The 14,503-nt window shown below is 70.4% G+C and carries 9 protein-coding genes; 5 read left to right on the top strand and 4 right to left on the bottom strand.

Features of this window, described 5'->3' with window-relative positions:
* Window positions 1-75: 75 nt before the first annotated feature.
* Window positions 76-1,167: an LCP family protein gene (locus tag ACIQK6_RS09930; RefSeq protein WP_402694635.1), complete on the bottom strand. Its 1,092-nt coding sequence runs from the start codon at window positions 1,165-1,167 to the stop codon at window positions 76-78.
* Window positions 1,168-1,395: 228 nt separating this feature from the next.
* Between ACIQK6_RS09930 and ACIQK6_RS09925 the strand changes: the two genes are divergently transcribed.
* The 5 genes from ACIQK6_RS09925 to ACIQK6_RS09905 all read left to right on the top strand — a co-directional run bounded on the left by ACIQK6_RS09925 (window position 1,396) and on the right by ACIQK6_RS09905 (window position 9,798).
* Window positions 1,396-2,442, top strand: a complete 1,047-nt coding sequence (locus tag ACIQK6_RS09925) for a hypothetical protein (RefSeq protein WP_329098279.1) — start codon at window positions 1,396-1,398, stop codon at window positions 2,440-2,442.
* 382 nt (window positions 2,443-2,824) lie between these two features.
* Complete coding sequence (locus ACIQK6_RS09920) at window positions 2,825-4,528, top strand: stealth family protein (RefSeq protein WP_402694677.1); 1,704 nt, start codon at window positions 2,825-2,827, stop codon at window positions 4,526-4,528.
* Window positions 4,525-5,487 carry a hypothetical protein gene (locus ACIQK6_RS09915; protein WP_329098278.1) on the top strand — a complete coding sequence of 321 codons (963 nt, stop codon included), beginning with the start codon at window positions 4,525-4,527 and terminating at the stop codon, window positions 5,485-5,487. The genes ACIQK6_RS09920 and ACIQK6_RS09915 overlap by 4 nt, the downstream gene beginning before the upstream one ends.
* On the top strand, window positions 5,487-8,360 hold the full coding sequence (locus tag ACIQK6_RS09910; RefSeq protein WP_329098276.1) for a stealth conserved region 3 domain-containing protein: 2,874 nt from the start codon (window positions 5,487-5,489) through the stop codon (window positions 8,358-8,360). The genes ACIQK6_RS09915 and ACIQK6_RS09910 overlap by 1 nt, the downstream gene beginning before the upstream one ends.
* A 46-nt stretch (window positions 8,361-8,406) precedes the next feature.
* Window positions 8,407-9,798 (top strand): GDSL-type esterase/lipase family protein, encoded by a 1,392-nt coding sequence (locus tag ACIQK6_RS09905; RefSeq protein WP_329098274.1) that lies wholly within the window; start codon window positions 8,407-8,409, stop codon window positions 9,796-9,798.
* 43 nt (window positions 9,799-9,841) lie between these two features.
* On the opposite strand, the gene ACIQK6_RS09900 is transcribed toward ACIQK6_RS09905, so the two are convergent.
* The 3 genes from ACIQK6_RS09900 to ACIQK6_RS09890 all read right to left on the bottom strand — a co-directional run bounded on the left by ACIQK6_RS09900 (window position 9,842) and on the right by ACIQK6_RS09890 (window position 14,339).
* Complete coding sequence (locus ACIQK6_RS09900; protein WP_402694634.1) at window positions 9,842-10,789, bottom strand: endonuclease/exonuclease/phosphatase family protein; 948 nt, start codon at window positions 10,787-10,789, stop codon at window positions 9,842-9,844.
* A 197-nt stretch (window positions 10,790-10,986) separates the two neighbouring features.
* A complete protein-coding gene (locus tag ACIQK6_RS09895) occupies window positions 10,987-13,116 on the bottom strand; it encodes a 3-hydroxyacyl-CoA dehydrogenase NAD-binding domain-containing protein (RefSeq protein WP_402694633.1) in 2,130 nt (709 codons plus the stop codon).
* The gene (locus tag ACIQK6_RS09890; RefSeq protein WP_202199161.1) at window positions 13,113-14,339 is read right to left on the bottom strand and encodes an acetyl-CoA C-acyltransferase; all 1,227 of its coding nucleotides are present in this window, start codon (window positions 14,337-14,339) and stop codon (window positions 13,113-13,115) included. The genes ACIQK6_RS09895 and ACIQK6_RS09890 overlap by 4 nt, the downstream gene beginning before the upstream one ends.
* Window positions 14,340-14,503 lie beyond the last annotated feature (164 nt).

The raw sequence follows: 14,503 nt of genomic DNA, 5'->3' as shown, positions 1-14,503 counted from the left end.
AAGTACCAGGGCGTGAAAGCCGGAAGCCGGCCGTACGGGTCATCCGTACGGCCGGCTCCGTGTGTGCGTGGCCCGTCAGCCCGTGGCGGGGGACTTCTTCGCCGAGGCCGGGATCTTCTGGTCGTTGCGGAGGGCTTCCCACAGCTGGGTCGCCTGCGGCTCCGCCGTGATCACGCGGTTCGGGTCCACCTTGTCGTAGGCGACCGGCAGCATGATCGTCTCCATGGTCTCCGGGTCCACGCCCTTCATGCTCCGCGCGAAGTCGGACAGCGCGGTGAGCGAGGCGAGCTCGGAGTCGGTGGTCAGCGACTTGGTCCCGGCGTCGGCGAGCTTGTACAGCCGCGCCGGGTTGCCGAAGGCGTCCTGCTTCTTGATCTCGGACAGCATCGCCATCATGAACTGCTGCTGGAGGCCTATGCGCCCGAGGTCGCTGCCGTCGCCGTAGCCGTAGCGGGTACGGACGAACTTGAGGGAGTCGGTGCCGTTGAGCTTGTGCTCGCCGGCGTCGAGCTTGAGGCCGCCCTTGGCGCCGCTCATCGGCTTGTCGAGGGTGACGGTGACCCCGCCCAGTGCGTCGACCAGACCCTTGAAGCCGGCGAAGTCCACCTCAACGAAGTGGTCGATGCGGACCCCGGACATCGTCTCCACGGTCTTGACCACGCAGGCCGGGCCCGCGAGCGAGTAGACGGAGTTGAACATGACCCGGTTCGCGGACTTCACGGTCTTGCCGTCGCCGTCCTTGCACTCGGGCCGGGTGATCAGGGTGTCGCGCGGGATGCTCACCGCGGTGGCCTTGGCCCGGCCCTCGGGTATGTGCACCAGCATCGCGGTGTCCGAGCGGGCGCCGCTGACGTTGCCGTGGTCGAGGTCGCCGTTGGCCCCGGCCCGGGAGTCGGACCCGAGCACCAGGATGTTCTGGGCGTTCGCGACGACCTTCTGCGGGCGGTCGTCACCGATCGCCTTGTCCAGGTCGACGCTGGAGATGTTGCCGTCGAGGCTGCTGTACAGCCACCAGCCGGTGCCGCCGACCGCGAGGACGAGGACGGCGAGGGTCAGCAGGAGGACCCGCCTGACGCGCTGTCCGCGGGTCCGGGCACGCTTGCGCCCGCGCCCCTCGGAGGGGCCGCGGGGAGTCTCGCGGCCCGGTGTCATGACGTCCTGGCTCATCCTGTGAGTCCTCAATGGTGGTGGTCGGCACGGGCGTTGGCGGGCGCGACGTCCGGGCGCGGGAGAGGCCGCTCCGGGATGCCCGCGCTGGCCGTGCATTATAGACAGTTAATGAGATGAGTGTGCGACTTGATGTCCTGAATCGTACGTCCACCTGTCGCACTATCATTCGCCTCGATGGTGGCCCCCCGGGCCGGTCAAGCAGGTCTAGGGAAGGGTCGCGGCACGGTGAGCGAATTCGTCGTCGACGGGCGCTGGCTCGCCCTGGGCAAGGACGGGCGGCTCACGGCCTTCGTCCGTACCCGCGGCGGTCTGCTGCGGTGGACGGAAGAGGCTCCGGGCGGACCGAAGTGGACCGGCCCCGACTTCGTGGAGACTCCCGAGCTCAGCCACGTGACGGTGGTCCAGGGCGCCGACCGCTACCTGCACCTGCTGGGCCGCCGTACCGCGCACGGCGCCGACGGGACGCCGGTGGTCGACTTCGTCCAGGCGACCCAGTTCCAGACGGGCCGCCCGCTCACCGACTGGCGTGCGCTCGGCAGCCCGTCCAAGGACCCGGCGCGCGCCGCGATGGCGGGCCCGCCGGCCGGCACGGTCTCGGCGTCCGGGGCGGTGTACCTGTTCGTCCGGCACGCCGGCGGCGGAGTGTCGATGCGCCGGGAGGGCCGTCGCGGGGCCTGGGAGTCGTGGAAGAACCTCCAGGGCCAGCGGGGCCTCGACGGCCTGGCCGCGGTGACCGCGTCCACGGGCCTCATCGAGCTGCTGGCCCCGGCGGACAACGGCCGCACCATGCACTGGACGCAGTCCGTGCCGGACGGTGACGTCGAGCGCCGCCCGAACATCCGCGTCGCCCCCGCCGCGGGCAGCCCCGTGGCGCTGGAGACCTCGCCGGGCCGGGTCACCTACTACTGGACCGACGCCGAGACCGGCGGCATCCTCGCCCACCGCATCGGCGACTGGATCATCCCCCTCGGCGGGGCCCCCGCGGAGGGGCGGCTCGCGGCCGTACGCGCCGTCCTCGACGGGTACGACTGCACGGTGCTCGCCCACTGGGGGTACGACGGCCAGGTCATGCTGGCCGCCTGCGGCTCGGAGAACGAGGGCGCGGGCGTGTGGTGGTCTGCCACCGGCGAGACCACGGTCTGCCCGCCCGCACTGGCGCTCGACGGCTACGGCCGCGTCGTGATCGGCACGGTGGACCAGGCCGGCCGGCTGCGGATCGTGCGGCAGAGCGACGAGCCGGGCCTCGTGATGAATCCTGCGATTCAGTTGTAAATCCGCAAAATCTCCACCTATCGGGCTTCGGGTGGCCGAAACTCATCGAAAGGATCTTGTGAGCTTGTTCACAAGGTGTTTGCGAAAGCTTGAACATGTCCCGAATGTGGGCCTGTTGACGTGTCCGGGCGACGGACGGCAGATGGACAACGCGTGGCCTCAAGTGTGAAGATCCGATAGGCGTCCGGGGGGGCGTGGAACGGGGGAGGTTCGCGGCGCGGCATACCGAGTCCGGAGCGACCGGTCGGATATGGCCACTTGCGATGTGGACGGATGCGGATACGTGGTGAGCAACCCAGAGGCCAGTAATCTCGTGGCGGGCTACCGCTCGCTGGTTCCTGTTCAGGCCCGCAGGCGCATCGTGCGCTCGGTACCCAAGCCCATGCGCACCGGCGTGATGAAGAGCATGACCCTCGTCGACTCGGCCCGCTCGGCCGTCGTCGTGCGCGCCATGGGGGGCAGTGCGGACCGTGCCGGCAAGGCCGACGACGCCTCCCTGCGCGTCGTCCGCGTCCAGGGCAAGCACGTACACGCGATGGTCGTCGCCGGCGCCACGGAATGGGCCGCGCAGGCCCGCAACCTCCACCTGCTCGTCGGCGTGCTCGAAGAAGCCGGCATCGACCACTTCTGCGTCCGCGGCACCGGCAAGCCCAATCCCTGCGTCGCCGTGCCCGCGAGCCAGCGCGACGAGGTCGAGGACGTCCTCGAGTACTCCTTCGGGATCAACCCCGGCTACGTCGCCGACGCCTCCGGCGGTCACCACCGCCCGGGCTCCGCCGCCAAGACCTGGCGCCGCAACCGCTCGCGCGACGTCCTGCGGCTGTTCTGGATCGTCTGCGACCCGACGGGGAACCTGGTCTTCGGCCAGGACTCCGGCGTCGACCTGGAATTCTGGGACGAGTCCGACGGCCGTCTCGTCGCGCCCCGGCCCAACAGCGTGGTCACCGAGGTCCCGGCGGACGGCCCCCGCACCTGGGCGCCGCAGCAGCTCTTCAGCCCGGTGCCCGCCCCCTACTGGAGCGGCGAGGCACGCACCCTTGCCGAGTTCACCGCCCCGCTGCCCTCCGACCACCTCTTCCCGATCGACGTCGTCTACACCTGGGTGGACGACTCCGACCCGGTGTGGCGCGCAGGCAAGGACGCCGCCCGCCGCGGCATCACCTCCGGACGGACGACCGCCCCGCTGCACGAGCAGGCGGCCAACGATGCGCGCTTCACCAGCCGCGACGAGCTCCGCTACTCGCTGCGCTCCATCCACCAGTACGCGCCGTGGATCCGCCAGATCTTCCTCGTCACCGCCGGCCAGGCGCCGGGCTGGCTCAACACCGAGTACCCCGGTCTGCGGGTCGTCGACCACCGCGAGATCTTCTCCGACCCGGCCGCGCTGCCGACGTTCAACTCGCACGCCATCGAGAGCCAGCTGCATCACATACCGGACCTTTCGGAGCACTTCCTCTATCTGAACGACGACGTGTTCTTCGGCCGCCCGGTGCGCCCGGGGCACTTCTTCCACTCCAACGGGCTGTCGAAGTTCTTCATGTCCAAGGCCCTGATCCCGCCGGGCGGAGTCAGCCCCGAGGACCTGCCCGTCAACGCGGCCGGCAAGAACAGCCGCGGCCTGATCGCCAAGCAGTTCGGCACCTTCATCTCCCAGAAGATGAAGCACACCCCGCACTCGCTGCGGCGCAGCGTCCTCTCCGAGATCGAGCACGTCTACGCGCGCTCCCACTGGGTCACCCAGCACTCGCGCTTCCGCTCCCCGCACGACGTGCCGATCGCCTCCTCGCTGCACCACTACTACTCATACCACTCGGCCCGCGCCACGATCGGCGACCTGCGGTACGTGTACATCGACATCGGCCACAACGGGGCGCAGCAGCGCCTCGACCGGCTCGTGGCCCGCCGGGACTTCGACACCTTCTGCATCAACGACACCGTTGCGCCCAAGGACAAGGACGCCCAGGCGCGCATGGTCGAGCGGTTCCTCGACTCGTATTTCCCCGTACCGAGCCCCTACGAGCTGCCGGACGCCGTGGGGACCCCCACCCGGCGCACCGCCGAGCTGGGAAGCACGCACTACCGATGAAGAATTTCCTCAAGAGGCTACTGCGTTCGCGCGAGACGTTCGTGGCCGCCCTGGCCCCGCGCCTCGTCGTCATCCGCTCCTGGCTGATGGTGCACGTGTTCCTGCCCCGGCGCATCGGCCGGGCCGCCGTGCTGCAGTACGCGCAGGTCCTCGACGGGCACACCATGAACCTGCACGCCGAGCTGCCCGACTCGGCCCCGCTCGGCGAATCCGCCGAGCTGGAGCTGAAGCACGGCCGGCGCACCTACCGGACGACGGTGCGGCTCTACGAGGACCGCGAGGACCGGCTTCTGATGGACGCCGCCGTGCTCCTCGGGGCCGGCCCCGGCGGCCTGCCCGTCACCAGCGGCCGCTGGAAGACCACGCTGCTCGTCCAGGACGGCCGCAAGACCCGCAAGTACAAGCTGCTGCTGGTCGAGCCGCCCGTGCCCTACGCCGGACCGACCAAGCCGATGAACGCCTCGCCCGTCGACGGCCTGCGCCACCGCCTCGGCCGTACCGTCGCCGGCAGCCTGACGGTGGTCACCTCGAACCCCAAGCCGCTGGCCGAGGTCATGCGCATCGACCTCTCGCACTCCTCGATGGTCCTCGACTTCCGGATGCTCGGCGCGCGGCTCGAGGACCCCTGGGCCGAGTTCACCGCCTCCCGCCGCCGCATCCAGCGACCGCTGGAGGCACTGCCCGGCGGGGCCTGGCGGGTCGTCGTACCGCTGGAGGAGATGCCGCCCGCGCGTGCCACGGACCACTGGGACGTGGCCGTCGCCTCGAAGGGGTCGCGCACCCTGCGCATCGGCCGCCGGCTGCACGACGTCCGCAACCCGATGCGCGTGTTCACCATCAACAAGGCCGTCGTCGCCCCGCGCGGCCTCGCGCCCATGATCGTCCATCCCCGTTACACCCCCGCGGGCAACCTCCGGGTCACCTGCAGCCGTATGCCCGAAGCCGGGCGGAGAGCCTGATGAAGATCACTTTTCTGCTGACCACTGCCGACGCCGTGGGAGGCACCGAACGAGCTGTCTTCAACCAGGCCGCCGAGCTGGCGTCGCGCCACGACGTACGGGTCCTCAGCATCTTCCGCAGCCAGCCCGAGCTGTTCTTCCCGCTCGACGAGCGGGTCCGGGTCGACTACCTCATCGACCAGACCGGTCCCGTACCCCGCCCGGTACGCGGGGTCGAGCTGGGCGACGACGCGTACGCCGTCCTCTCCAAGCAGTCCAGCAGCCTGGTCGACCGGGCCTGGGAGGCCGCGTTCAACCGGCTGTCGGACATCGAGCTCGAACTCGCGCTCCAGCACACCGACACCGACATCCTCATCACGACCACTCCGGCCCTGATGGCGCTGGCGGTCCAGCTCGCCCCCAGCCGGGTCATCACCGTGCACCAGGAGCACCGCGTCTCCGAGCTGCGCGGCACCAGCGGCGAGCCGCTGCTGAAGTACTCGGCGCGGCTCGACGCCCTGGCCGTGCTCAGCGGCCGCACCCGTGACTGGTTCGCCGAGACCCTCGGAGCCAGCGCGCCGCGGATCGAGGTCATCCCCAACGCCCTGCCCACCGGGTTCCGGCCGCGCTCCACCCTGGAGACCCGAACCGTCGTCACCGCCGGGCGGCTCGTCGGCGAGAAGCAGCTCGACCACGCGATCAACGCCTGGGCGCAGATCGCCCCCCGCCACCCCGACTGGATCCTGCGCGTCTTCGGCGACGGCCCGCTCTCCGGAGTGCTGCGCCGCCAGATCAACCAGCTCGGCCTGCACGACAGCATCCAGCTCAACGGCAACACCCCGCACCTCGCCGAGGAGTGGGCCAAGGCCAGCATCGCGCTGATGACCTCCCGCAACGAGGCCTTCCCGCTCGTCCTCATGGAGGCGCAGGCCGCGGGCGTGCCCGTGCTCTCCTACGACTGCCCCAACGGGCCCAGCGAGATCATCCTGGACGGCCGCTCGGGCATCCTCGTCCCGCACGGTGACGTCGAGGCCCTCGCCCTGCAGCTCAACCGCCTCATCGAGGACCAGCAGCTGCGCCACCGGATGGGCGCCGAGGCCGCGCACACGATCCACCGGTTCGACCCGCCGCAGATCACGTCGCAGTGGGAGAAGCTCTTCAAGGAACTGGCGGGCCACCGCGAGAGCGGCCGCCGCGACGCCGTCAAGGCCGACCGCCTCGCCCTGCACGCCGTCCACAGCGGACTCACCGGCGCGGCGACCGCCGCCGCCCCCGCCCCGGCCAGCCAGTCGCGCTCGGGCAACCAGCGCCAGCTGGAGCAGCAGGTCGCCAAGCGCCGGCGCGAGCTCGTCCGCGACGGCGGTCAGCTCTGCCGGGTCACCGACTCCGAGTCCCCGTTCGACGTCGTGCAGGCGAACCTGGCGCTGGCCGCCGACGCCCTGGAGGCGGCCGGGGTCCCGTACCTCCTCACCCGCGACACGATGGTGCGCAAGACCATCGCCGTCCACGCCTCCTACCGCGAGGGCGTGCTGAAGGCGCTGGCCGCGGCGTACGGGCAGGAAGCCGTCTACGCGGCGTTCCTCAACGAGCGCCAGGACGCCATCACCACCGTCCTCGCCGGACTGTGCGAAGACCACCTGGCGCTGCCGTGCACCGGTGTCCGCGTCTACCAGAGCGTCGTCACCACCTCGCGCACCCTGCGCATGGGCGCCGTGTACGGCTGCACCATCTCCTTCTGGGAGACCGACCCCGAGGAAGAGGAGTTCGTGCGGACCCCCGCCCGCACCCTCATCGGCGACCGGATCTCCCAGTACTCCATGAGCCGGGTCCCCACGGTCCTCGCCGGACGCACCTACCCGACCATCGCGCCCTTCGCGCAGCCCCTGCACGCCGACGTCAACTTCCCCATCGACGCCGTCTACACGTGGGTCGACGGCTCGGACGTCAACTGGCTGGAGCGCAAGAACCAGGTGCTGTCCGGGCTCGGCCTGGAGACGGTCGACGCCGCCGCCAGCGCCGCGCGCTTCCGCAGCCGCGACGAGCTGCGCTACTCGCTGCGCTCGATCGACATGTACGCGCCGTGGATCCGGAACATCTACATCGTCACCGACCGGCAGGTGCCGGCCTGGCTCGACACCAACCACCACCGGGTGCGCGTCGTCGACCACACGGAGATCTTCGGCAACCGCGGCGCGCTGCCGACCTTCAACTCGCACGCCATCGAGAGCCAGCTCCACAACATCGAGGGCCTCGCCGAGCACTTCCTCTACTTCAACGACGACTTCTTCATGGGCCGCACCGTGCTGCCCAACCTCTTCTTCGAGGGCAACGGGCAGGCGAAGCACTTCCTGTCGCCGACCGCCATCCCGATGCTCCCCACCCGCCAGGACGACGACTTCAACATCAGCGCGGCCAAGAACAACCGCGCACTGATCGCCGGATCCTTCGGCCAGGCCCTGACGCACGGCTTCCTGCACGCGCCGTACCCGATGCGCCGCAGCGTCATGGCCGACCTGCACCAGACCTACCCCGAGGTCATGGCCCAGACCGCCGCCAGCCGGCTGCGCTCCCACAGCGACGTGTCCGTCGCGTCGTCGCTGCACCACTACTTCGCCTACCAGACGAGCCGGAGCATTCCGGGCCGCATCGCGTGCGGATTCGTCAACGTCGGCCTGACCGAGCACCGCACCCGGCTCACCCGCCTGATGACGGCCCGCCCGCACGACGTCTTCTGTCTGAACGACTACCACGACGGCGACGTACCGGAGGAGGAGCAGGACGCGATCCTGGCCGCCTTCCTCCCGAGCTACTTCCCGGTGGCGAGCCAGTTCGAGTACGGGGCGCCGAGGAACCAGCGCTACCACGCCGGACGGATGCCCGAGTGGCCGCTGTAGGGCACAGCGGAAGGCGTGGAGACATGAGCGTGAAAGAGGAGAAGTCGTGACCAAGCTTTGCATCATCGGGAATTCCGTCGCGGCGTCGAGGACGCCCAAGGAAGCGCCGTTCGCCGGCTGGGGCCAGTTCCTCGGCGAGTACCTCACGCCGTACTTCGAGGTGAAGAACTACGCGCGCGATGCGATGACGGCTCGCTCCTACTACACCGAGCGCTTCCTGACGCTGCTCAACCAGCTCACCCCCGGTGACGTGGTCGCGGTCGACTTCGGCGGCGTCGAGCAGCGCATCGACAAGCCCGGCCTCTACCACAGCCACCGCGAGCTGCGGGAGTTCCTCCACCTCTACCTGGCGGCCATCCGCACCGAAGGCGCCGTGCCCGTCCTCCTGACGCCCGCCGTGCGCTGTGTCTTCGAACCCGACGGCACGGTAGCCGACACCCGCGACGGCTACCCCCAGGTGGTGCGGGAAGTGGCGGCGGAGACCGGCACGCCCCTGGTCGACCTGAACCTGATGACCGCGCGGATGTTGCACGAACTCGGCCCGCAGCGGGCCCGGCAGTACTACCGCTGGGTCGACGCGGGCGAGCACCCGAACCACCCCGACGGCCTGATCGACGCGTCCCACTTCAACGAGGCCGGTGCCCGCGAGGTCGCCCGGCTCGTGGCGATCGGCCTGCACCAGGCGGCGGGCCTCCCGTACGGGATGGTCAACACGGAGGCGGTCGCCGTCGCCCCGGGATATCCGCCGCTGCTGACCGAGTTCACGGTCGAGTCGCCCGAGCGTGCCCTGCAGAGCCCGGGCGGCGTCGTCGCCGAGCCCGTCTTCGCCGGACCCAGGCCCGGCCAGGCCGTGAGCGCGATGCAGAAGTTCTGGGGCACGGCCGCGCCCGGTACCTCGTACCTCCTCTTCTTCGAGCAGGGCGTGTACATCGGCGGGACACGGGTCAACGCCGAGGGCAAGTGGACCTGGCGCCGTGCGGTCAAGTGGGTGGCGGGCGAGCGGGTCATCCAGGCCGTCGGCATCACCGACCAGGGCCTGTCGGCGGTCGCCACGCTCCCCTTCGCGGTGTGGGACAGCGTCCCGCCGCCCATCGTCCTCGGTCCCCGTGAGGGCAACATCAGCGGTCCGCGACCCCGGTTCTCCGGTACGGCCGTGCCGGGGGTCTCCCAGGTGATGATCATGGAGGGGGACCGGCTGATCGCCGCCGCCCCGGTGCAGAAGGACGGCACCTGGAAGGTGACCCACCAGCACGACTGGCGGCCGGGCAGCTACTCCCTGGAGTTCGTCGCGATCTTCAGCGCGATCCACTCCAAGCCCGCCCCGTACACCCTGCGCGTGCACGGCGTCCCCGAGGGGAACTGGATCCGGGAGTCGACGATGTCCCGCGTGCCGTGCGACGACAAGTGCGACCACATGCCCTTCGCCGGCCGCTGGTGAGCGGACGCCGCCGGCTCTCAGGGGCCGACGGCGGCGCGTGTCCTCACTTGGTGATCCTGACCGTCGCGTAGACGGGGGCGTGGTCGGACTTGCCGTTGGGCGGCGTGTCCTCCTCGTTCGGCGTCGTGTCCATCCGCGTACGGTCCACCCCGCACGAGGAGAATCCCGCCCGGGCACCGCCGGCTTCCGGGCTCGCGAAGATGTGGTCGAGATTGCGGTACACGTGCTTCTGGGCCTTGATGTCCCACGCGTGGTGCGTGGTCTCCTGCTCACGGGTCAGCTGCCGGCACTCCGACAGCGCGGACGTGAGCGGCGCGAGCTCGGCGGACTTCGAGTTCCGGTTGAAGTCGCCCGTCAGGATGTACGGCTTCCCGTCCGTCGCCATCCGCAGGGCGATGCGCGCGGCCTGCTCGGCGCCCCGCTTGTCACTCGAGGGCACCAGGTGCGCGGTGCACACCCGGTGGGACCAGCCCTCCACGTCCACGCACAGCAGCGGCGACACGCGCTCACCGCTCTGCGGGGGCTGGTCCGAGAGCGTGTTGCTGTCCGAGGACGCCGTGATCTTCCCGCGGACCGCGATGGCCACCCCCAGCTCCCCCTTGAGTGAGCCCCGGCACTCCGCGGCGCCGTCGGGCCGCGTGCCGCGTGCCCGGACGAAGCTCCAGCCGTCGCCCAGCTCCCGTTCCAGCAGCGCCAGATGGCTCCCCGCCGCCCCGCCGCAGACCTCCTGCAGGGTGACGACGTCGGAATTGCGCTCGGCGACCATCTCGACGATCTCGGCCACCGTCAGGTCGGGCCGGTTGCGGTTGGGGCAGAAGCCGCGCTGACCGCGCAGCCCGCCAGCCTCCCCGCAGATGTTCCAGTCCAGCACGTTGAGGTGGCCGGGCCCGGTCTCCGGGGCGGGGGCCGGCTTCGGCGCCGGGTCCGCGCGGGTCATGGCGTACACCGCGACCCCCAGCAGCAGGGCGACGACCGCGCTCAGCACCGTCACGACGACCGCCGTCGGGATCCGGGGGACCCGGGGGGAAGGCCGTGGACTGCTGTTTCGCGGGTACATCCCTTGATTATCCGAGGTCGCACGCGGTGTTCGAACAGCGGGGCCGGGAAACCGGAACGCGGAAACGGCGGCGGCGCCCGCCCTCACGTACGAGGACGGGCGCCGCCGGTTCCGCGGTGCTGCGTACTGCCTCAGACCGGGATGCTCGCCAGGCCGGGGGCGAGGAACTTCTTGCCGTTCACGCGCTCCGAGACGCCTTCGCGGTCCAGGTACGGCGTGATGCCGCCCAGGTGGAAGGGCCAGCCGGCGCCCGTGATGAGGCAGAGGTCGATGTCCTGGGCCTCGGCCACGACACCCTCCTCCAGCATCAGGCCGATCTCCTGCGCCACCGCGTCCAGGACGCGGTCGCGGACCTGCTCCTCGGTCAGGACCGAGTCGCCCTGCACCAGGAGGGCGGCGACCTCGGGGTCCAGCTCCGGCTTGCCGGAGTCGTAGACGTAGAAGCCGCGCTTGCCGGCCTTGACGACGGCCGCCAGGTTCGGGGAGACGGTGAAGCGCTCCGGGAAGGCGCGGTTCAGGGTCTCGGAGACGTGCAGACCGATCGCCGGGCCCACGAGCTCCAGCAGCACCAGCGGGGACATCGGCAGGCCGAGCGGCTCGATGGCCTTCTCCGCCGTGACGACCGGGGTGCCCTCGTCGATGACGTTCTGGATCTCGCCCATGAAGCGGGTCAGGATGCGGTTCACGACGAACGCCGGGGCGTCCTTGGTGAGGACCGCGGTCTTCTTCAGCTTCTTGGCGACGCCGAAGGCCGTGGCCAGCGAGGCGTCGTCGGTCTGCTCACCGCGGACGATCTCCAGCAGCGGGAGGATCGCGACCGGGTTGAAGAAGTGGAAGCCGACCACGCGCTCCGGGTGCTGGAGCTTGGAGGCCATCTCGGAGACCGACAGCGAGGAGGTGTTGGTGGCGAGGATCGCGTGCGCCGGGGCGACCGCCTCGACCTCCGCGAACACCTTCTGCTTGACGGACATCTCCTCGAACACGGCCTCGATGATGAAGTCCGCGTCCGCGAAGCCCTCGGCCTTGTCCAGGACGCCGGTCACCAGGGCGGTCAGGCGGTTGGCCTTGTCCTGGTTGATGCGGCCCTTGCCGAGCAGCTTCTGGATCTCGGCGTGGACGTAGCCCACGCCCTTGTCCACGCGCTCCTGGTCGATGTCGGTGAGGACCACCGGCACCTCCAGGCGGCGCAGGAAGAGCAGCGCCAGCTGCGAGGCCATCAGGCCCGCGCCGACGACGCCGACCTTGGTGACCGGACGGGCCAGGGACTTGTCCGGGGCACCGGCCGGGCGCTTGGCGCGCTTCTGCACCAGGTTGAAGGCGTAGATGCCCGAGCGCAGCTCGCCGCCCATGATGAGGTCGGCCAGCGCCGCGTCCTCGGCGTCGAAGCCGGCCTGGAGGTCACCGGACTTGGCCGCGGCGATGATCTCCAGCGCGCGGTAGGCGGCCGGAGCGGCGCCGTGCACCTTGGAGTCCGCGATGGCGCGGCCCTTGGCGACGGCCGCGTCCCAGGCCTCGCCGCGGTCGATCTCCGCGCGGACGACCTCGGTGGTGCCGTTCAGGACGTTCGCGGTCCACAGGAGCGACTGCTCCAGGAAGTCCGCGCCCTCGAACAGCGCGTCGGCGATGCCCAGGTCGAAGACCTGCTTGCCGCGCAGCTGCTTGTTCTGGTTGAGCGAGTTCTCGATGATCACCGAGACCGCGCGCTCGGCGCCGATCAGGTTCGGCAGGATGGCGCAGCCGCCCCAGCCGGGAACCAGGCCGAGGAAGACCTCGGGCAGCGAGAAGGCCGGGATGGCCTTCGAGACGGTGCGGTAGGAGCAGTGCAGACCGACCTCGACGCCGCCGCCCATGGCCGCGCCGTTGTAGTACGCGAAGGTCGGGACCGCCAGCGCCGCGAGGCGCTTGAAGACGTCGTGGCCGCCCTTGCCGATGGCGAGCGCCTCGTCGTGCTTCTTCAGCAGCTCGACGCCCTTGAGGTCGGCGCCGACCGCGAAGATGAACGGCTTGCCGGTGATGCCCGCGCCGACGATGGAGCCGGCGATGGCCTCCTGCTCGACCTGGTCGATCGCCGCGTTCAGGTTGGCGAGCGACTGCGGGCCGAAGGTGGTCGGCTTGGTGTGGTCGAAGCCGTTGTCCAGCGTGATGAGCGCGAAGCGCCCGGCGCCGAACGGCAGGTCCAGGTGGCGGACGTGCGCGGACGTGACGACCTCGTCCGGGAACAGCTCGGCCGCGCCCTTCAGGAGCTCAGCGGTGGTGCTCACTTGGAGTCTCCCTCGGCGTTGAAGTTCGGGTTCTCCCAGATGACCGTGGCGCCCATGCCGAAGCCCACGCACATGGTGGTCAGGCCGTAGCGGACGTGCGGCTGCTCCTCGAACTGACGGGCCAGCTGCGTCATCAGGCGCACGCCCGAGGAGGCGAGCGGGTGACCGAAGGCGATGGCGCCGCCGTACTGGTTCACGCGGGCGTCGTCGTCGGCGATGCCGTAGTGCTCCAGGAACGCGAGGACCTGGACCGCGAAGGCCTCGTTGACCTCGAAGAGACCGATGTCCTCGATCGTCAGGCCGGCCTGGGCCAGGGCCTTCTCGGTGGCCGGGATCGGGCCGTAGCCCATGACCTCCGGCTCGACACCCGCGAAGGAGTACGAGACGAGGCGCATCTTGACCGGGAGGTTGTTCTCCCGGGCGAAGTCCTCGGACGCGATGATCGCGGCGGTGGCACCGTCGTTGAGACCGGCGGCGTTGCCCGCGGTGACCCGGCCGTGCGTACGGAACGGGGTCTTCAGGCCGGCCAGGTTCTCCAGCGTGGTGCCCGGGCGCATCGGCTCGTCGGTGGTGACCAGGCCCCAGCCCGTCTCACCGGCCGCCTCGTTGGTGTTGCGCACCGAGATCGGGACCAGGTCCTGCTGGATCTTGCCGTCGGCGTACGCCTTGGCGGCCTTCTCCTGCGAGCGCACGGCGTACTCGTCGGCGCGGAGCTTGGTGATCGTCGGGTACCGGTCGTGCAGGTTCTCGGCGGTCATGCCCATGAACAGGGCGGACTCGTCGACCAGCTTCTCGGAGACGAAGCGCGGGTTCGGGTCCACGCCCTCGCCCATGGGGTGGCGGCCCATGTGCTCGACACCGCCTGCGAGGGCGACGTCGTACGCACCGAAGGCCACGCCGCCCGCGACGGCGGTCACGGCGGTCAGCGCGCCGGCGCACATGCGGTCGATGGAGTAGCCCGGGACGGACTGCGGCAGGCCCGCGAGGATGCCGGCCGTGCGGCCCAGCGTCAGGCCCTGGTCACCGATCTGGGTGGTCGCGGCGATGGCGACCTCGTCGATCTTCTTGGGGTCCAGGTCCGGGTTGCGGCGCAGCAGCTCCCGGATCGCCTTCACGACGAGGTCGTCGGCGCGGGTCTCGTGGTAGATGCCCTTCGGGCCCGCCTTGCCGAACGGGGTGCGGACGCCGTCGACGAAGACGACGTCCCTGACGGTACGAGGCACGTTGGCTCTCCTCCAGGTGCGGGGTGGCACTGCTGCGCGGGGGCGCATTCGGCACAGGTAGCTGAGCGCCCGCTCACCCGACCATGCTACTTGCGGGTAACCAATGTGCACACCCCCTCCCGGAGGAGCGGCGAAGGTCACACTCGGGCCGTGGCGCCACGGCC

Source organism: Streptomyces sp. NPDC091682 (assembly GCF_044756625.1).
GTDB lineage: Bacteria > Actinomycetota > Actinomycetes > Streptomycetales > Streptomycetaceae > Streptomyces.
Note: the sequence above shows the minus strand (reverse complement) of the source record. Positions and strands in the feature narration are given on the sequence as shown.

What these genes read in the sequence shown, in the direction of transcription:
- ACIQK6_RS09920 (WP_402694677.1), top strand. Translation starts at nt 2,825, where the DNA reads ATGCGCACCGGCGTGATGAAGAGCATGACCCTCGTCGACTCGGCCCGC.
- ACIQK6_RS09915 (WP_329098278.1), top strand. Translation starts at nt 4,525, where the DNA reads ATGAAGAATTTCCTCAAGAGGCTACTGCGTTCGCGCGAGACGTTCGTG.
- ACIQK6_RS09910 (WP_329098276.1), top strand. Translation starts at nt 5,487, where the DNA reads ATGAAGATCACTTTTCTGCTGACCACTGCCGACGCCGTGGGAGGCACC.
- ACIQK6_RS09930 (WP_402694635.1), bottom strand. Translation starts at nt 1,167, where the DNA reads ATGAGCCAGGACGTCATGACACCGGGCCGCGAGACTCCCCGCGGCCCC.